Origin of the sequence: Methylotenera sp., from assembly GCF_029945705.1 — a bacterium.
GTDB lineage: Bacteria > Pseudomonadota > Gammaproteobacteria > Burkholderiales > Methylophilaceae > Methylotenera.
Genome location: NZ_JAQSDC010000002.1, coordinates 17,757 through 37,368, shown reverse-complemented (window position 1 = coordinate 37,368; position 19,612 = coordinate 17,757). Strand labels below are relative to the sequence as shown.

21 protein-coding genes are annotated in these 19,612 nt (G+C 42.3%); 1 reads left to right on the top strand and 20 read right to left on the bottom strand.

The annotated features are described in order from the left end of the window. Window positions 1–14: 14 nt before the first annotated feature. From PSU78_RS00500 to PSU78_RS00435, 14 genes are all read right to left on the bottom strand, one after another. Window positions 15–848 carry an energy transducer TonB gene (locus PSU78_RS00500; RefSeq protein ID WP_300382647.1) on the bottom strand — a complete coding sequence of 278 codons (834 nt, stop codon included), beginning with the start codon at window positions 846–848 and terminating at the stop codon, window positions 15–17. Between the two features lie 35 nt (window positions 849–883). Continuing rightward, window positions 884–1,282: an ExbD/TolR family protein gene (locus PSU78_RS00495; RefSeq protein WP_300382645.1), complete on the bottom strand. Its 399-nt coding sequence runs from the start codon at window positions 1,280–1,282 to the stop codon at window positions 884–886. Window positions 1,283–1,285: 3 nt separating this feature from the next. Continuing rightward, a complete protein-coding gene (tolQ, locus tag PSU78_RS00490; RefSeq protein ID WP_300382699.1) occupies window positions 1,286–1,960 on the bottom strand; it encodes a protein TolQ in 675 nt (224 codons plus the stop codon). Window positions 1,961–2,007: 47 nt separating this feature from the next. Next, window positions 2,008–2,430, bottom strand: coding sequence for a tol-pal system-associated acyl-CoA thioesterase (gene ybgC / locus PSU78_RS00485; RefSeq protein ID WP_300382643.1), 423 nt, complete (start codon window positions 2,428–2,430; stop codon window positions 2,008–2,010). A 2-nt stretch (window positions 2,431–2,432) separates the two neighbouring features. Beyond that, window positions 2,433–3,467, bottom strand: coding sequence for a Holliday junction branch migration DNA helicase RuvB (ruvB, locus tag PSU78_RS00480; RefSeq protein WP_300382641.1), 1,035 nt, complete (start codon window positions 3,465–3,467; stop codon window positions 2,433–2,435). 57 nt (window positions 3,468–3,524) lie between these two features. Further along, window positions 3,525–5,642, bottom strand: coding sequence for an EAL domain-containing protein (locus tag PSU78_RS00475; RefSeq protein WP_300382639.1), 2,118 nt, complete (start codon window positions 5,640–5,642; stop codon window positions 3,525–3,527). A gap of 1 nt (window position 5,643) precedes the next feature. Continuing rightward, window positions 5,644–6,642 (bottom strand): ABC transporter substrate binding protein, encoded by a 999-nt coding sequence (locus tag PSU78_RS00470; protein WP_300382637.1) that lies wholly within the window; start codon window positions 6,640–6,642, stop codon window positions 5,644–5,646. Between the two features lie 21 nt (window positions 6,643–6,663). Continuing rightward, a complete protein-coding gene (locus PSU78_RS00465; RefSeq protein WP_300382635.1) occupies window positions 6,664–8,706 on the bottom strand; it encodes a TonB-dependent siderophore receptor in 2,043 nt (680 codons plus the stop codon). Between the two features lie 51 nt (window positions 8,707–8,757). Next, window positions 8,758–9,816 carry an AI-2E family transporter gene (locus tag PSU78_RS00460; protein WP_300382633.1) on the bottom strand — a complete coding sequence of 353 codons (1,059 nt, stop codon included), beginning with the start codon at window positions 9,814–9,816 and terminating at the stop codon, window positions 8,758–8,760. 66 nt (window positions 9,817–9,882) lie between these two features. Continuing rightward, window positions 9,883–10,788 (bottom strand): DUF4349 domain-containing protein, encoded by a 906-nt coding sequence (locus PSU78_RS00455; RefSeq protein WP_300382631.1) that lies wholly within the window; start codon window positions 10,786–10,788, stop codon window positions 9,883–9,885. A 43-nt stretch (window positions 10,789–10,831) separates the two neighbouring features. Beyond that, complete coding sequence (gene ruvA, locus PSU78_RS00450; protein WP_300382629.1) at window positions 10,832–11,410, bottom strand: Holliday junction branch migration protein RuvA; 579 nt, start codon at window positions 11,408–11,410, stop codon at window positions 10,832–10,834. Between the two features lie 73 nt (window positions 11,411–11,483). Continuing rightward, complete coding sequence (gene ruvC, locus PSU78_RS00445) at window positions 11,484–12,047, bottom strand: crossover junction endodeoxyribonuclease RuvC (RefSeq protein ID WP_300382627.1); 564 nt, start codon at window positions 12,045–12,047, stop codon at window positions 11,484–11,486. Between the two features lie 63 nt (window positions 12,048–12,110). Continuing rightward, window positions 12,111–12,836 carry a YebC/PmpR family DNA-binding transcriptional regulator gene (locus PSU78_RS00440; protein ID WP_300382625.1) on the bottom strand — a complete coding sequence of 242 codons (726 nt, stop codon included), beginning with the start codon at window positions 12,834–12,836 and terminating at the stop codon, window positions 12,111–12,113. 59 nt (window positions 12,837–12,895) lie between these two features. Beyond that, the gene (locus PSU78_RS00435) at window positions 12,896–13,831 is read right to left on the bottom strand and encodes an EamA family transporter (RefSeq protein WP_300382623.1); all 936 of its coding nucleotides are present in this window, start codon (window positions 13,829–13,831) and stop codon (window positions 12,896–12,898) included. Window positions 13,832–13,925: 94 nt separating this feature from the next. Between PSU78_RS00435 and PSU78_RS00430 the strand changes: the two genes are divergently transcribed. After that, entirely contained in the window at window positions 13,926–14,357 is a 432-nt protein-coding gene (locus PSU78_RS00430) for a CBS domain-containing protein (protein WP_300382621.1), read from the top strand. Window positions 14,358–14,421: 64 nt separating this feature from the next. Here the strand turns inward: PSU78_RS00430 and PSU78_RS00425 are convergent, their stop codons facing one another. From PSU78_RS00425 to PSU78_RS00400, 6 genes are all read right to left on the bottom strand, one after another. After that, window positions 14,422–14,952 (bottom strand): cytochrome b/b6 domain-containing protein, encoded by a 531-nt coding sequence (locus tag PSU78_RS00425; RefSeq protein ID WP_300382619.1) that lies wholly within the window; start codon window positions 14,950–14,952, stop codon window positions 14,422–14,424. A 26-nt stretch (window positions 14,953–14,978) separates the two neighbouring features. After that, window positions 14,979–15,242, bottom strand: coding sequence for a PepSY domain-containing protein (locus PSU78_RS00420; RefSeq protein ID WP_300382617.1), 264 nt, complete (start codon window positions 15,240–15,242; stop codon window positions 14,979–14,981). 76 nt (window positions 15,243–15,318) lie between these two features. After that, window positions 15,319–15,999, bottom strand: coding sequence for a Fe2+-dependent dioxygenase (locus PSU78_RS00415; RefSeq protein ID WP_300382615.1), 681 nt, complete (start codon window positions 15,997–15,999; stop codon window positions 15,319–15,321). 25 nt (window positions 16,000–16,024) lie between these two features. Further along, the gene (locus tag PSU78_RS00410; protein WP_300382613.1) at window positions 16,025–18,319 is read right to left on the bottom strand and encodes a TonB-dependent siderophore receptor; all 2,295 of its coding nucleotides are present in this window, start codon (window positions 18,317–18,319) and stop codon (window positions 16,025–16,027) included. A 103-nt stretch (window positions 18,320–18,422) separates the two neighbouring features. Then, entirely contained in the window at window positions 18,423–18,845 is a 423-nt protein-coding gene (locus PSU78_RS00405) for a biopolymer transporter ExbD (RefSeq protein ID WP_300382611.1), read from the bottom strand. Further along, the gene (locus tag PSU78_RS00400; protein WP_300382609.1) at window positions 18,842–19,585 is read right to left on the bottom strand and encodes a MotA/TolQ/ExbB proton channel family protein; all 744 of its coding nucleotides are present in this window, start codon (window positions 19,583–19,585) and stop codon (window positions 18,842–18,844) included. The genes PSU78_RS00405 and PSU78_RS00400 overlap by 4 nt, the downstream gene beginning before the upstream one ends. Window positions 19,586–19,612: the final 27 nt, after the last annotated feature.

Genomic DNA, 19,612 nt, shown 5'->3' with positions numbered 1-19,612 from the left:
GCTCTAAATTAAACTTAGTCGTTAGGAGTAATCGTAAGATTTAGCTCTCTAAACTCAGCTTTTAATTTAGAGTCCTCAGGAAGTTTAAATGGCTCAGACAATAAAATTGCTCTTTCCACTGCATCGTCACACGCTGGACTTCCACTTGATTTTGTTGTCTTAACGCCTCCCATCAACTGTCCTGTTGGTAAGAGTCCTATCGTAATCTTAATAATTGGGCTGCCAGTGCCACAAAGTGTGGTATTAACATTCCCACGAATTTTGGCTCTTATTTTATCAGTAAACTCATTTATGATGCCTGCATTGGCAGCAGCTTTAGCGCCTATCGCCCGTTGATCTACCTCTGTTTTTTCTTCAGCCAACGCTTCTTGTTGTAGTTTCTTTAAAGCATCATTAGGTTTATTTACTTTTACAGCAGGCTTCGCATCATCTTTAAACGCTTCTAGCTTTAGCGCATCAAGTTGTTTCTTTTGCTCAATTGCTTTCTCTTTCTTGAGCTGGTCTTCCACTTTTTTCAACTCTAATGCTTTTTTCTTTTTTTCTAGTGCAATATCTACTTGCGGCTCTTCTTTTGGCTTTTCCTCTACTACTGGTTTGGGCTCAGGTTTAGGTTCTGGCTTAACTTCTTCTTTAACTACAGGTTTTGGCTCTGGCTGCACAACTGGCTCTGGCATGGGTGCTGCTTGATTGGGAATGCTATCCCACAGTTCAACTTCCGTTACGTCTAATGCAGTGTGAGCAGCTTTCCAATTAAAAGAAATCAGCAATGCCGCAAGTAAGGCGACATGCACGGCAATCGCCTGCCCACCAGCTTTCCAGGAAACTTCTTTTTCGTACGTTCTAATCATTTTAATAAATTGGTCATTTCAATCATTCAGCGGGCTTACTTGGCTGGCGCTAGCAATAGTCCAACTTTATCCACTTTATTCTGCTTGAGTAAATCCATCACGCCTATCACGTCGTCATATTTAACATTTTTATCTGCGGCAATCACCACTGAGCGTTCTGGCGCTTTGGTAAGCGCTTGGCGCACAGCCAAAAGTAATTCATCGCGCGGCATAGGCTTATTGTCGAACTCTATTTTGTGATTAAGTTTAACCGTGAGCACCAATGGCGGCACTTGCGGCTGTTTTAAACCTTGCCCGACTTTAGGCAAATCAACCACACCAGGATTAGTCATGGGCGCGGTGACCATAAAAATAACCAGTAGCACCAAAGTCACATCAATGTAAGGCACTACATTGATTTGATTCATCATGCGACGTTTGCGAGTACGCGCCATGGTTTAGCACTTTCTTTGCAGAATATTAGTGAACTCTTCCATAAAACTTTCGTAACGCACAGAAAGTCTATCAACTGAACTTGCGAAGCGGTTGTAGGCAATCACGGCTGGAATTGCAGCAAACAAGCCAATCGCAGTTGCCACCAAAGCTTCCGCAATACCAGGCGCCACTTGACTAAGGGTGGCTTGTGCCACGTTAGATAAGCCTCTGAACGCATTCATAATGCCCCAAACCGTTCCAAATAAGCCGATGTATGGGCTCACAGAGCCAACTGAGGCTAAGAATGGCAGATGCGCATCTAGATCATCTAACTCACGGTTATAGGCAGCACGCATTGCTCGGCGAGAACCTTCCATCACATCAGAAACATCTATATGCGTTTGCTGCTTATGACGCGCATACTCTCTAAAACCAGCTTCAAATATGCTCGCCATGCCTTGCGGCTTGCGACGACTCGAGGCGAGACCTTCAAATAGTTTATTCAAATCACCACCCGACCAAAATGCTTTTTCAAAATCTTCAGCATTGGTTTCAGCTTGCTTAATCGTCGCTAACTTAATAAAAATATACCACCAAGAAAATAGTGAGGTGCCAATTAACACCAGTAACACCATCTGCACAGGCAGGCTGGCGCCAGCCACTAGCGAAAAAATAGACATATCATTGGCCGCGCTTATACTCATAACTTCTCCACTTTTTGGTTCAATACTTGTTAATTCACTGCTTATAAATTGATTGCTTGTATTTTAATCATGTCTTGCTTCATGGCTATAGGAATGGATACTGGCTTAAAAGTTTCCGCATCGACGAAGGCCGCTTTAACATGTGCTTGAATCAACTCAACGCTATTACAGATAATTGTTTGCGCCATTTCTATACTGCCGCGCCCGATGTTTGTTAGCTCGCAATGCACTTCTAGCAGGTCATTAAACCTTGCGGGCTTTTTGAAGTTAATCGACAAACTATGTACCACAATAATTACGCCTAAATCATCTTTAACTGTGGTTTGCTCGTAACCCAGAGCGCGCAACCATTCAGTACGGGCACGCTCCATAAAGTTTAAATAGTTTGAGTGGTAAACCACACCGCCGGCGTCGGTATCTTCGTAATACACACGGACTGGCCAACTAAATTGAGGACTACTCATGCTTAATCTTGCCAAGTTTCACTATTTAAATGCTTAGGCATGGGCAATTCAAAATGCTGATACGCTTGCTGTGTGGCGATACGTCCACGCGGCGTGCGCATTAAATAACCTTGTTGAATCAAGTAAGGTTCAAGCACATCTTCAATCGTATCACGCTCTTCGCCGATGGCTGCGGCTAGATTGTCCAAACCTACAGGACCGCCACCGAACTTCTCTATCACGGCAAGCAAAAGTTTTCTATCCATCACGTCAAAACCTAATTTATCGACATCTAGCATTTTCAACGCAGCATCAGCGACTTCTGATGACACAATGCCATTGGCTTTCACTTGAGCATAATCACGTACACGGCGCAGTAATCTATTGGCAATACGTGGTGTGCCGCGTGAACGGCGGGCAATTTCCAGCGAGCCTGTATCTGCCATTTCAACTTCTAATAAACCAGCGCTGCGATGAACAATTCTAGCCAGCTCTTCAGAAGTATAAAACTCTAACCGAGAAACAATCCCAAAACGGTCACGCAATGGATTCGTTAACATCCCTGCACGAGTGGTTGCGCCAATTAAGGTAAACGGCGGCAAATCAAGTCGCACACTTCGCGCAGCTGGGCCTTCGCCTATCATAATGTCTAAGCGATAATCTTCCATCGCTGGATATAAAATCTCCTCGACCACGGGTGAAAGTCGATGAATTTCATCAATGAACAACACATCATTGGGTTCTAAATTAGTCAGTAGCGCCGCCAAGTCACCAGCGCGTTCCAGCACGGGGCCTGAGGTTTGGCGCATATTGACGCCCATTTCCTTGGCTATAATATGTGCTAAAGTGGTTTTACCTAAACCTGGTGGGCCGAAGAGTAATACGTGATCAAGCGCCTCGCTGCGACCGCGTGCGGCATTAATAAAAATCTCTAACTGGCTACGTGCTTTTTCTTGCCCAACATATTCGTCTAAAAGCTTGGGGCGCAAAGCACGCTCTAAGGCTTCTTCACGAGGGCTTTCAGCATCAGGGGCAATCAGGCGGTCTGTTTCTATCATAAATTCATCTTGTTATTTGAGTTTTGGCGCTAAGACGCCATTAAAACACGCGCCTATTTATTGTGCATGTATTTTAGCGTAGCGTTCAATTAATCCTTTGACGGCTACAGGAGGACCCAAATATAGCCCTTGTCCATAGTGTACGCCTATGCTTTTCAACTCACTTAATATCTCATTATTTTCGACAAATTCAGCTACCGTTTTAATATTCATAGCCTCCGCTACACTATGAATCGAGCGCACCATGGCATGGTCAACTTTATTAATGTGCATTTCTTTAACAAAAGCACCATCTATCTTCAAATAATCCACGTCAAAATTTTTCAAATAGGTAAATGATGACATACCGCTACCAAAATCATCTAAGGCAAAGCTACAGCCAAGTTTTCGCAATGAGCTGAACAACAGTATAGTATTTTTTAGATTAACAATCGCAGCCGTTTCGGTAATTTCAAAACAGATCGCTTGAGGTGGAATTGAATACTTGATAAACATATCTTGTATAAAGCTCAGTAAACTTTTATCGCCTAATGAGGTACCAGATAAATTAATTGAAAATATATAGTTACACTTTTCTGCATTAATTTCCAGCAACTTTTGGTACGCTATAAATACATTTTTAATGACCCATCTATCGATATTGGGCATCAAATGATAACGCTCTGCAGACGGTATAAATGTGGTTGGCAGAATTATTTTGCCGTCTAGATCAACTTTTCTAAGCAAAATTTCATAGTGTTGCACTTGTGTTGCCACAGCTATGAGTGGCACGATTGGCTGACAATAGAGCATGAACTGCTCATCATCAATTTCATCGGTAATGTCTGATATTGATTCCACCGCGCTGCGCTGGCGAACCACCTCAACATCACCTGGGTTAAACAGAAAGCTTTGATTTCGCCCAGCTGATTTTGCTGAGTAACAGGCTAAATCAGCTGCATGAATAATCTCGCTCACATTTTCAAAGCCTTGATTAATGACAACCAAACCAATGCTGACACCAATATTAAAAATCTTATCATCATGAATAAAACGATAATCCCGAATAGTTTTCAACAAGGTATTATTGATTTGATTCGCATCGGTCAAAGTACAGTTTTCTAGTAGTAAGCCAAACTCATCGCCACCTAAGCGCGCCAAAGTGTCTCTCTCACGCATTTTATTGGCTAATAAAATGCTCACTTGCTTCAACAACTCATCCCCTGCGGAATGCCCACAAGTGTCATTCACTAATTTAAATTGGTCTAAATCCAAAAAGCAAAAAATATGTTGTGTATTATTTTCATGTACGCTTTTTAGGCAGCGCTCTAAGCGCACCTCAAACTCACGGCGGTTAATTAAACCTGTTAAATCATCATGTTGTGCTTGATGGCGCAACATTGATGTCGCATCATTGATCTTATCTTGCATACTGTCATAAGCGTGCTTGAGGCTGCTAGACATGGAATTAAAACCTTTTTGCAGGGTTTTCAGCTCACCACTGGAATCCTCCATAATCGTATGCGAAAACACACCTTCACCAATGCGATTCACTGCTTGAGCAATCTCTTGGATAGGTTTAGTGATATGCCGACCAAGCTTCCATGCCAGCAGGCCACTTAAAACCAAACCAAAAATAGCCGTCAAGAAAATCTTTACGATTAAATCTTGCTTAATATTTTGTAAAGTCTGATTACTCAGTTCTACATACACCTGACCAATTTTCTCTGGCGTGTAAGACTTTTTCAGCTCTAACTCTTTACTGCTTAGATTAGAAAAGTCATCAATCTCCACTAAACTTCGGTAAATGGGGAACGTAAAAATAATGCCTTTATTTTGCGGAATTTGCTCTAGGTTTTCGTTGATGATCTTAGTAATTAACGACTTAGGCAATTCACGGCCACTTAGTGCCAGCGTTAAGCCTTGGCTGTCAACCACCATCACCGTTCTTAAGTCCTGCTCATTAGACAGCGCTTGTTGAACCAGCCTTTGTAGCACCTGACTATTGCCAGAAATCACGCCATATTCTGCTGCCGGAGCAAGCTGCGAAGCAATGACTTTGCCTCGATCTTCAAGTGACTGATCCAACACACCAAAAATATTGGTGATTGCATACCCGACTAAAATAATAGCGAACAGCAAAGCGGGTATCGTACCCAAAAATATAACACGTGACTTGATGCCGATATTTTTCATATTACATGGCCTCTGGAGCGTCAGACTCTAGCATTTTCTTTAAAAGCTCATCTTCATCCATCAAAGGAATATTAAGTGAGCGGGCGACTTGATAATTCAACATGATAGAGAAGTATTTTGGCATTTGCGGTGGCGGCAATTCACTAGACGCTTGGCGTGATTTAATCGCAATTTCTGCAGCCTGTTTTGCCAACTGCTTGCTAGTGCTATATACCGCAGCTAAAGCGCCAGCACGTACATAGGATTGAGAATAGCCAAAGATAGGCTTTTGATAACGGTAGCTGGTTAATAAAATAGGCTGTGCAGTTTCGCGGCTGTAAATTGTAGGGTCTGGAATCGCTAAAATAGCGTCGGCTGTATCCAAGAGTTTTTTTAACTGTGGAATTAAGTCAGCCTCTTGATTAACTTTTTCTTCGAGAATATTCAGACCACGTTTCTCACCTCCTTCTCGCACATACTCAAGATATTGTGAAGAAGTGGTGCCCAGTAAAACGCCTATTTTTTGTGCTTCGGGTAGCACATGTTTAATCAGTGCCATTTGCCGCGAAAAAGGCTGGTCTAATACAATGGCACTAAAATTACCTAATTCACGTCGATTTTTTGCCATCACACTATTGAATGCGGGAAGTGGCGTAAACACGCCTAATACAGGTGTTGACCGCCTTAATTTACTAGCCGCCTCAAGCGCTTTTACACCCAACGCAATGACTAGTTCACTGTTTTCAGCCACTACCAGCTTTTCAGTATCTGGCAGCGTAATCACATTCACTCTAAGATTAATTTGCTTATTCTTTGCAAGCTCGGCATTGAACTGATCAACAAACTCGAGATTGGCTGGCGTTTGTACGCTCATCACAATCGTTACACCTGTATAGGCATGCGCAACAAAGGGGGCAAAAAGACCAAACACTAGCATTACGCATGCGAGTAAGCTCTTCATTAAGCTGTTCACCCAGCTTTTTCTATCTAGCCTAAATAACAAAATTGACTTCTCAACCATTCAGCTTATTACTCAGTTGCATTAAAAGTCTAACCTTACATTAAGACGAGCACGACGTTTGAGCGTGTTGTAATCTGCAAACTCTTGATAATGTTCGTTAAACAAATTTTCAACAACAGCAGAAACTTCGCCACTAATTCGTTCTGCTTTAAATTTACGCGCTAGTCGAATGTCAGATCTTCTCGCTAAACCAACATAATTACCATCCCCCAATGCGGTGACTTCACTGGTTTGATAGTAAGCATAGCTAGCATCCCACTCAGAGCTAAATCGATGCGTGAGTAAAGCACTAATGGTATCGCGCGGCATTGACATGGTAATAGTGTCAGCAGTCTGATTTCCATCAGCATTTATATTCACATAAGCGTAATTAAACAACAAATGTGTGTCTTTAGTGGCATGCCATTTGGCTTGTGCTTCAAAACCTTTCACGTTGACATCGCCAGCGTTTGTATAGACTGTAGGTTGTTTTATCAAAACATAACCTGAAGAAGTTACAGCTAACAATGGTGTTGTTCTATCAATATCCGATTTAATATAATCATGAATATTGTCGTAAAAAACTCGCGCGTCTAAGCTAAACTTTCCGAAGTCACCCAAATAGCCAATTTCTTTAGAAATAATTCGCTCTGGATTAAGGTTAGAGTTGCCTCTGATGTATTGTGCCTGTAATGGTGTAGAGGTCGTTTTGACTTCAATATTAGTATTAAACTTATCTTCCAAATAATTCGGTGTTCTTAAGGCGGTTGAGATGCCAAACCGAATAGTTTGATTTGGATTTAATTTGAAATTAATACTAGCGCGTGGTGAAATATCGGTATCGGTAAAGCTATTATTTTCTAACATTGCTCCCATATTTAGCACTACACGCTCAATTGGACGCCATTCGATATGTCCAAATAACCGTTGCAGGTTAAATGTGTCTGTATTCTGAGTCCCAAGATAATAAGGCGAATACATTATATCTTGTCGAATGCTGGCACCCCAAACTCCTCTTAAAATTGGAGATATAGAAAAGTTGTGCTGTGCTTCCACATCGTAACGCTCCATCTCTATGTCATTGTTAACTTGTAGAGTAGGTGTAAGCAAGGTAGCGAATGGAAGTAGCCCCACTAAATTAACACTATTGATTACATCTTTAGTCCTATCAAATGAATGATAGGCTTGTAATGAAAGGTCACTACTATCACTAACGTTATGACGCCAACGAATAAGCTCATAATTATTTTCGATGCTTCTGACTCTTGGCTCGAAGTAACGAGTTCTACCGAGAGACTGGTCATCCTCGCGATCACCATTGACTAGACCCAACTCAAACTCAAGATTATTTTTATCGTCCACTCGATAATCCATCTGGGCATTTAGCAAGCGTGTACGTTTAAAATCATAACGATTATCTAAACCATCGTCGTCACGATAGCCTGCAGTCACTCGATAGCTTAAATCATTTTGTTTAGCGCCATATCGAGCAAACGCTTCATGACGACCATTGCCATAGGTGGCACTTAAACTAGCCCCAACTTGATCAGATGGGCTTTGTGTAATGATATTAATCACACCAAAAAAAGAATTAGCGCCGTAACTCGCAGCATTTGGGCCACGTGTTATTTCAATGCGGTCAATATCAGCTATCGCAATAGGCAACTCACTCCACTGCACACCACCGTAAAGTGGACTGTAGACTGAGCGACCATTCACCAGCACTTGCATTGAGCCTGCATAGGCAGTTGTCATACCATGATAACTGACCACGTGATTGGTGTTATGTACAAACCCTGCATTAGTACCCACATAAAAACCTGGTACTAAACGAAAAATTTCAGGTAAATCTACAATTCCAGAAGCTCGTATTGTTTCCTTGTCTATCACTGTAACAGCTGAAGGTGCATCAGCGATGGATTGTGACAACCTAGACACCGTGAGCACTCGAGGCACGTCACCAATATAGTCATCTTCAGAGACTTCCTTGATAGGCTTTTCTTCAGCCGCAAAAAGGGGGCCAGCACTTACAAGGACCACAAAACTTAGAGTAAAAAAACCTTTATTAATCAGCTTATTAATCATTAGTTTCTCCTAACTTTCAGTAAACACCAGCAGAAATAATATGATTCACCTTCATTCTAGAACCTCTAGTAGCTTCTTATTTTGTACGGCTAGCCAATGCAACAATAGCGTAAATCCTACTGCTAGCAAGGTAGGCCCAAGAAAAATACCAATAAACCCAAAAGTTAAAATGCCACCAAGTGCACCAAACACGATGAGCAATATTGGCAGATGTGAGGATTGACTAATAAGGATAGGCTTAAGCACATTATCTACTGTGCTAATCGCTAACAAGCCATAAAGCGCCAAAAATAATGCCCAGCTAGGTTCCCCTTGGCTATAAAGCCAGAATGAAGCACCTCCCCAAATTAACGGCGGCCCCACAGGGACAACCGATAAGAAGAAAGTAGCACATGCCAACAATACTGGCGCTGGGGCACCCGCCAGCAGAAACCCCGCCAAAGCTACGGCAGCCTGAGCTAAAGCTGTACCAAATATACCGAGCATTACGCCTTTAACGGTGTTACAAGAAAGATCAAGCATCTCTAGCCCAAGAGCGCCACCTAATCTACGCACAATAATTAAAAGACCTTGTGAAATTCGCACACCATCGCGATAGAAAAAAAATGCCACGAAAACAACTAATAGCAGTTGTACAAACCCACCAACCACTACTTGTACAGCGCGTAAAGTAAAAGTTCGCATAGGTTCATAATACTGCCGTAACAGTGTCATCAAATCTTCATGGCTAGCCGTAGCACGCTCTAATGACTGTTTAATTTGCTCGCCAACAATCGGTAGGTTGCTTATCCAATCAGGCACTTGAAGATGAAAGCTTTGTAAGTTACTACCTATCTTGTTGAATAAATCATCTGAAGTCTCAACCAAATTAGTTGCTAGAAATGCCATAGGCAAAATCAGTGCGATCAATAACAATATAGTCATTGTCACGGCTGCTAACGTATCTCGCTTGCCTAACCGTAACCATAATCGGTAGTAAAGTGGCCATGTGAATAAGCAAAATATTGCGGCAAATAAAGCCGCTGCCATAAAAGGCTGTAATACATAGATACACCCTATTACCAATAGAGTAATAATAGCGATTCGTGTGACTTGGTTGGTATTAATCATTGAGGTCATGCCTTAAATTTAACATTCAAATACTCGGCTGCCAAAGTCTCGCAGACTTACTTAAAACTACTTATTCTGCCATCTCGTTTTAATTTTAGTCCACAATTTTCGCGCTAAAATGAGCATAGGGATGCCAAATAATAGCCATGGCAATATCGTCACAAAAAACGTAATCACTGCGGCAAAGCTTTCCATCATCACATGACCAGAATCTTTAAGTGCATGTGCAACAGGTGAAAAAAAGCCTTGCTCGGTAATGCCTTGTTTGGCAGTAAAATCAATATTTACTGCAACCAACTCGGTTTCTTGTGCCAATACTTTACGCACGCCTTGAATGGTGTCGAGCTGACTTTGCGTATCCACTAACTCACGCTGCACCTCAATTAAATCTTTAAATTTAGCGGATTTATCGGTGAGCATCGCACGTAAACTATCGCGGAATTCTGTCAGGTTTTTAATGCGCGCTTCTGCATCTATCACAGCATCTGTTTTATCTTCACTGTCTTGGTGATGCTGCAACACTTCTGTATTTTTTGCCAAACCCGAAAGAAATATTTCAACCGACCTAGGTGGCACACGTACCGACAAACTGGCTGAAGGTGGGCTGTACGGCGTTTCGCGATTGTAATTAGCACTCAGAATCTGACATTTCAACAGCTCGCAATGCGCCACCGTGGCATCAAATGCTGCCTGCATTTGTTCTGTTTCAGTTTCTACCGTCAGTGCATGGCGTAAAGCGATATAGCGTTTCACTGCTGAGTTGGCGGCACTTGGCTCACTCACCTCGGTGAGTGACTCTTCGCCACCGCCTGTGCTATCCGCCATTTTGGCTCTTGCCATATCTGACGCTGGTGCTGACTTCATCGCAACATCTGTCGCTGGCATTGACTCAGCGGCACGATCGTTATGTTGACCACAAGCCGCGAGCAAAAATATCGCAACAACCAAAAATAATTTTGTCGAAATATTCATTATTTCTCCGATGTTAGATTGATGCGCTTCAAACATAGCCGCTTTATTTGGATAATGATTTCAATGCTAATTTAATACCGTCTGCCACAGTGGCATCTGCTGGCAATAACTTCACAGCAGCTAAGGCTTCGCGTTCATTGTAGCCTAGTGAAATCAGCGCATTCAGCACATCGCTGCTAGCTGATTTTGGCTGATTGCTATTACTTGGATTTAATCCCGCAACTGTAAATTTATCTTTCAGCTCTAACAATAAACGCTCGGCTGTTTTCTTGCCCACACCTGGTACGCGTGTAAGCATGGCGGTATCTTGCATGGCAACCGCTTGCACTAAATCGTCTATGGACAAGCCACTTAAAATTGAAAGTGCTGACTTTGCACCGATGCCATTCACTTTAAGTAATTGTCTGAAAGTAGCACGTTCTTGGTCACTGCCAAAACCGTATAACAGTTGCGCATCTTCACGTACTACAAAATGCGTGAGCATCACCACTTTTTCACCAATGGCAGGTAGATTATAAAATGTGCTCATTGGCACTTCGCACTCATAGCCCACGCCATTGCAATCGATTAACACCAACGGCGGTGTTTTTTCCAACAAAATTCCGTTTAATCTTCCTATCATAGCCTCGTCCAAATCATTACAAATGTTAACAACTGTGTCTATTTAACCACATCAATTTCAAATGTAAGCGCTATCAAACCAACCTTCCGCCGCGCACTCGGTACCCAGCGGTAGCTAGTTTTCCCAAACCTTGTCCGCCATGTGCATGGCAAATTGCGCAAGCCAAAGCGTCGGCTGAATCTGGTTTAGGGGTTGCGGGTAAGTTGAGTAAGCGTTTGACCATTTCTTGCACTTGCTCTTTTTGCGCATGGCCATTGCCGACCACGGCTTGTTTGACTTGTAGCGCCGTATATTCGGCTACAACAAGATTTCTGATGACGGCCGCACTTATAGCTGCGCCACGGGCTTGACCTAATAACAAAGTGGATTGCGGATTGATATTCACAAACACTTTTTCAATGGCCACTTGGTTAGGCTGATAGGTATCAATCACCTCAAACAAACCATCTAAAATGATCTTCAAGCGAGCTGGCAGCTCTTCCCTGTCATCTTCGCCTTCTACTTTATTCTTTTTACCACTAGCAGTTTTAATGGTGCCGCTTGAGATGTAGGTGATTTTCTCACCCACTTTTTCAATAACCCCAAAGCCTGTTAAGCGCAGGCCAGGGTCTATGCCTAAGATTCTGACATTACTCAAAAAATCAATCGCGTGATACTAGAAAAGGCATGAACGAAAAAAGACATTAAGTGATTCACTTGTTTACTCTTCGATGACAGCACTGGTATATACGTCCTGCACATCATCTAAATCATCTAAGGCATCTAATATTTTTTGCATTTTCACGGCATCATCACCTGTAAACACCGTTTCCATATTCGGCTTCATCGTGACTTCTGCCATCACAGCTTTTAAGCCCGCAGCTTCCATGGCCTCTTTAATCACCATAAAATCATTTGGTGGCGTGATGACTTCTATACTGCCATCTTCATCCGTCACCACATCTTCTGCGCCGGCTTCTAGCGCAACCTCCATGACTTTATCTTCATCGGTACCTGGCTCATAAATTAGACTGCCGCAGTGTTTAAACATAAATACCACGCTACCGTCTGTACCTAAATTGCCGCCATGTTTGCTTAGTGCGTGTCGTACATCCATCACCGCACGTTGTTTGTTGTCGGTTAAACAATCAATAATAATCGCCGCTCCGTTAATGCCGTAACCTTCATAACGAATCTCTTCGTAGTTCACGCCTTCTAACTCACCCGTACCTTTTTTAATGGCACGAATAATATTGTCTGCTGGCATGTTCTCTTCTTTAGCTTCTGCCACAGCCGCACGTAAACGTGGGTTCATGTTTACATCGCCACCGCTCATACGCGCAGCCACGGTAATTTCTTTAATGATTTTAGTGAAAATTTTGCCGCGTTTTGCGTCTTGACGACCTTTGCGGTGCTGAATATTTGCCCATTTACTATGACCAGCCATATTACCAACCCTTAATACTTGAAAAATAATTCAATTTTAACACAAGCTTACGTTGCCACTCACTCTTGCCCTTGCGCAGGATCAATCTGTGTACGTTTGCTAATACTGATAACAGAAATAGTCACTAGTGATAGCGCAATAAATACCATACCTATTGACTCAAAAGTATTTGGCACTTCATTTAGTTGAACCCATGCACCTATCACGCCAATCACTGGTGCCAGCATGCTGGCCATACTTGCCACGCCTGCTTGCAAACGTTGAAGCGCATATAACCACAACACCCAAGCCAAACATCCACTTAGCAAGACATTAAACAGCACGGCAAACACAAAAGTTGGTGTCCACTGCATAGGCGGCGCTGGCAAAATAAAAGCAATCACGACAATAGGAATGGAGCCAAGAAACATAGGCCAAGCAGTAAGGTTTAGCAAATCCAAATGAGGCGCACGCTGATGCAGCTTCTTTGAAATAATGGCTGAAATAGCCCAAGAAACACCAGAACAAACTGCCAGAAACATACTAAAGCCATCTGACTTAATATGCATTGGATCAAAAATAAGCACCATGCCAAATAGTGCAAACAACACCGCCAGCCATTGCCAGCCTTGTATTTTCTCGCCCAACATGGGCCAAGCAAATAGCATGACCCAAAATGGCATGGTATAGGTTAATACCGCAGTTTTACCTGCGCCACCTTCTACAAGCGCCCAAATCAGCACGCCAGTAAAGCCACAGGACTGCAAAAGTCCGAGTATTAACATAGTAGGAAACTCTTTAAGCGCCAATGGTCTTTTAGTCACAAAAATGAGTATAAATAGAACAATAGAACCAAAGAAAGTGCGTATTGCCGCAAACTGAAAAGGGCTAGCAAACTGCACCGCTTGCTTCATCACCACCCAGTTATACCCCCAAATAATAGTGAGTATAAAAAGTGCTAAGAATGCTTTAACAACGAGCTTTTTCTCTTGCTTACTTTCAATTTCTGATTGCATGAATGTTTTTTTGCAGAATTAGATGATTTTGAATTTGCTTACGCCATTATAAGGTGTATATTTTTATGGTAGTACTAAATGTGAGGAGAACAACATGAAAACATTACAACAATTACTAGATACTAAAAAACATAAAACCGTTATTTCAATTGCTCCACATCGCCCTGTTTATGATGCTTTAGTGGTGCTGGCGGAATATAAAATAGGTGCATTAGTGGTACTTGATGGCGACAAACTCGCGGGTATTTTCTCAGAACGTGATTACGCGCGGGAAATCATTCTCAAAGGCAAGTCTTCAAAAGTTACGCCTATTAGTGAAGTAATGTCATCTAATGTGCTCACAGTGAAGCCTAACGATACGGTTGAGGTTGCAATGAATATTATGTCTGATAAGCATATTCGCCATTTACCTGTGATGGACGGTGACAAAGTTATTGGTATGCTATCGATTGGTGATTTAGTGAAAGAAACCATTGAGTATCAGCAAATGCTCATCAAACAGCTTGAGAGCTATATTACTGGTTAAGTTTTAGTTAAATCGTTCCATTAATACAACTTGTCATCAACACCACTTGCAACTGCGCTGTAGCTTAGCGAGTGGTGTCTGACGACTTGCAAGAAATCATTTGTTTCAGAAGATTTTTCTTTTGCAGTTTGGACATCAACACCACTGCGGCTATATGCAATATCACCAAGCCCTGCAAAGCATTTGACAAAACCAGGTGTAAATCGACAGGCCAATCTTCACCCCAATAAGCATCTGTGCGGCTTAACCAACCAGTTATTGCTAACGCTACAATTAATGCCCAAATAAGATAAACGGCTAGCTGCCCAAGTGGGTTATGGCCAATATGTGGTGCAAATATTCGTGTGCGTATTTCATTAAGATGGTGCTTCATATTTGCAATAGTCGGCATGTAAAACTTGGACGAGGCGGCTTTAGTTAGCCATAGTCCATAGCTGATTCTTGCAAACACTAGCACCAAACAAAAGTACCCAATCAACCGATGCCAAAAACCTGACTCATTAAAAAAATTAACGAGTACAAAAAGCGCTACCAGCCAATGCGTAATCCGCACAAAAGCCGTCCAAATGAGGGCTTGCGGTTTTGTTTCGCTCATACTCATTAATCAAGCTAAATGAATGCTTAGTCTTTAAGGCCTTCTGCTTTAATGATGGCTAGTGTTTTTGTATCAAAGTAAATTTCTACTTTTTTACCTTCTTTATTTCTACCGTACATTTCATAGCAATTGCCATCCACTTTGAATTTTTTAATCGTGTAACCTTCATCTGTTAAGGCTTTTTTTAAGGTTTCTTCAGCTGCCCATTCTGATTTTGGATATACAGGGCAATCTGCAGAAGCCAATGCTTGCAGTGGGAGTAAGCTTAATAGTGCAAATATAAAACGCATGATTTTTTCCTAGAGTTAAATTTCAACAGTTTGATTTTAGAGTTTGATTTCAAGTTAGCGACTAGCGAGCCGGCTTCTAAGTATCGGCCCACATACGGATCAAATTATGATAATTACCCGTCAACCTAATCACAGCAGCGTTATCACCCACTTGCTGGCGCAACGTTACAATTGCCGCGTCCATATCAAATAGCAAGGTTCTTTGCGCGTCATCCCGTATCATACTTTGCACCCAGAAAAAGCATGCTAAGCGCGCCCCGCTTGTGACAGGGCGCACATGATGCAAACTGGTGCCAGGATAAAGCACCATATCACCTGCTGGTAATTTAACAGCTTGGTGTCCGTAGGTATCTTCTATGACTAACTCACCGCCTTCATAGCTATCAGGCTCAGCAATAAAAAGTGTGCAAGAAATATCAGTCCGCACATGCAAGCCAGTCATGGCATGGGTACGTACGGCATTATCAATATGTGCACCAAAATCCATGCCTACACGATATTGGTTAAACAACGGCGGATAGATTTTTTTTGGTAAAGCCGCAGAAAAAAACAGTGCATGACGACTTAATGCTCTAAGCACTATCTCACGAGCTGCCTCCGCATCTGGTGACGTTTCTGGCAACTGAATATTACGTTTAACCTGTGCCGATTGCGTACCCGCTGTGACCTTACCATCAGCCCACTCGGCCTTAGCCATGAGGGCTTGTAACTTAGCAAGTTCATCAGCATTTAATACTTGAGGTACGCGCAACAACATTTTTATATCCTAAAACGTAAGGTGATTAAAATTTATACTCAGTCGTAATGATGGCTTGTCTGCCATTACCAGGTACTGAGAAACCACCATTATCATAGATAGAATCATAATAAACTTTGTCAAACAAGTTTTTTACATTCAAACGAACAGCCCATGCTTTTGCTTCATATGACGCCATTGCATCCCAACGGGTGTATCCTGGTAGCATATTTGGTTGAAAGCTACCGTTAACAAAGTTAGAGCTGCCATCAACTGCTGATGGTTGATAGCCAGAACGTTCGCCTTTAGATTCAAAGCCGCCACCAATCTTCCAGTTTCCAGCAATCTTATAAGTTGTCCACATATTGAATGTCATGTTAGGCGTGTTACGTGCGCGTTGACCATTGAACCTTGTGTCAGCACTGTATATAGACCCTACAGGCCCTTGGCCAGTTCCACCAGTACTAATGTTTTGTGCAGCTTCAAGGATTTTTGCATCCATAAATGCTAATCCACCGAATACGTCCCAATTGTCGGTTAGATTGCCAGCAGCTTCAAACTCCAACCCATCTGTACGGCGTTTTTTAGTAAGAATTGCCGCAGTGGCTTCTAGATCAGTATTGCGCTCCCAATCCTTAGTGGTACGATACAACGCCGTCCTGAAAGAAAAGTCACCGTCCAAAAATAACCATTTAGCGCCCACTTCAACTGTTTTGCTTCTTTCAGGCGGTAATGGTGCTACGGTTAATTGGTATAGATCGGCTGTTGGACTAAATGAGTCACTATAACTTACATAGTAATGACTATCCTCTGTTTGATGCCAAGACAAACCTGTGCGGTAACTATTTTCACCATAATTTAACTTAGGAGATGTTGTACTTGAATATTCTGCACGCATTTCATCACGTCTAACACCTACTAGTAAGTCCCAGTTTTTTAAAAATTCGATACTATCTTGCATATATAGTGCGTAGTTATCTGCAGTGAATTTTGCAGGCACGGCTGTGCTACTTGCAATATCTCTATCATAAAATACACCATCCGTAGCAATAGCTGTATTAAGTGCAGCTCCGCTCAGTGCGCCATAAGAGGCGCCTGTTCGTGCGTTAAAGGCTTGCAATGAGTTTCTTTGAGAGTCTTCTTTTAAATACTCTAAACCTGCAAGAAACTGATTTTTCATCCCAGAAATATCAAATTTTGTACTGAAATCAGTCTGTATCGTATCAGTTTTATAATTTGAAGTTCTTGTTGTATTGCCATTTGAACCGCCAGTGCCCGTGGCTGTAGGCGCTATTGTTCTTGGTGTTTGCGCCCAGTATCCACGGTCATATTCCGCGTGTCTAATTTGTGTACGCAATTGCGTATCTTCAGTGAACTTATGTGTAAAAATCCCTGTTGTAATTTGTGTTTCACTATCATCGAAATTTCTAGCAGTACCCCAAAACGTTTTATCATTCAATGCTGGAGTATTGATTGGAGTTTTATTTACAAAACTTATACCGTAATCTGGCACATCACGCGTTTTAGTATAAACATGATTTAAGAAAAACTCATTATTAGTACCAATCCCTGTGCCCAAGCTTAATGCAATGCCTTGACGGTCATTTTCTGGCCTATCCCCTGTCGCTGGGTTCTGGCGATACGTCTGTTCTGAACGATCCATCACATTGATACGAATTGCAGTAGTTTCAGCCAATTTTTTGTTAAAATCACCCGTCACTTGATGATAATCCATGTTACCTAAACTACCAGTCACTGAATTGGAATCTTGAAGCTCAGCCATCTTAGTGACTTGATTAATTACACCGCCAGCTTGACCACGACCAAACAGCATCGCTGCAGAACCACGCAATACGTCAACCTGCTCTAAGTTAAAAGTCTCGCGATAATATTGAGCAGTATCACGCACTCCATCGAGATAAATATCACCAAAGGTGTAAAAACCACGTAAATTAAAGTTGTCACCACCGCGACCGCCTTCTGCGGCATTAAAAGTTAAACCTGAAACATTTCGTAGCGCATCACGTAACGAGCTTACTTGCTGATCTTCCATTAAGCTTCGTGTAACAGTAGTAATTGCCTGAGGAATATCATGTGGATCTTGTAGTACTTTGCCAACGCGGGTTTTAGTCGCTTGATAGCCATCTGCTTTTGATTCGACTTTAGCATTTACCGTCACTTCAGTAAGTTCTGCTGGCGCACTTTCCGCTTTATTGACAGTGGTTGGAACTGCTTTTTCTTTGCTTGCGGCATCTTCAGCCAGACTGACCAACGGATAGACTGAGGCGATAGCAAGTGCAGCGACATTTATTGCCAGCCTAGGCATTTTTCTTGATTTCATGATTTTCCCTTAAAGTTAAACTTGGCTGGCTTGCAGAACTGCTGGCTGGCTAATGAGTGTATTAATTATTTTTTACTAAATGAAGAACGTTCGAACTAATGAATTAGTTTTTTGGTTCACTAACAAAACCTAGTTTTGTCACGCCAGCATTTTGCGCATCCGCCATTACTTCAGCTAATACTTGATAGCGCGTTTCTTTATCTGCACGAATGTTTAATTCTGGCTGTGGTTTTTTGTCTGCAATTCCTTGCAACTTGGCTTTCAATTCCCCTTGCACCAAAGGCGCATCATTCCAATACATCTTGCCTTCGGCATCAATAGCTACCGAAATCACTTCAGGTTTTTCAGGCAATGGCTGACTGCTCGCTTGCGGCAAATCGATTTTCACTGCATGCGTTAGCAATGGCGCCGTAATGATAAAGATAACTAAAAGCACCAACATCACATCCACTAAAGGTGTGGTGTTGATTTCCGACATTGGCACAGTATGAGAAGCAGACCCTACGCCATTTCCAGAACCTATCATGCCGGTACCCCTGCAATGTGAGTGCGCTCTTTAGTCTCTACTGCTGCTTTTGCATCTTCATGATTAACGTTAATCACTGCGCCTGTTGTAAGCAATGTATGTAACGTATAACCAAAGTCCTCAAGCTCAGCAGCTAGCAATCGATTACTGCGCACCAAAGCGTTATATGCTAGCACCGCAGGTATGGCTACCGCCAAACCTAAAGCCGTCATAATCAACGCCTCACCTACAGGACCAGCCACTTTATCAAGCGTTGCCTGACCACTCTGGCTAATACTTGCAAGCGCATGGTAGATGCCCCAGACCGTTCCGAATAAACCCACAAATGGTGACACGCTGCCTACAGATGCTAGTACGCTAAGACCGTTTTCCATCTTAGTATTTTCTTCTGCAATACTTCGATTCAAGGCACGTGCTACAAACTCATCTTGTGCCACTTTTTCACTATTTTTTGATGCGTGTGTTTTATAGTGTTCAGCTGCAGCAATTGCATTTTTTGCTAAGTTAGCCAGCGCAGTTTTATTGTTTTGCTTAATCGCAGCTGCCAGATTTGGCGCACTCCAAAAATGTTGTGCATAGGCTTTAAATGCTTGACGTACGCGCCATGCTTGTAAGCTTTTTGAAACGATTAAGTACCAACTTGCCACCGACATTGCGAGCAAAATCAGTGCCACCCCGATAGATACTGGACCACCTGCAGTGATAAACGCCAAGCTATTAAATTCATACCCGTTTTGCATTTTTGTTTCCTTTTTAAATCTTGATTA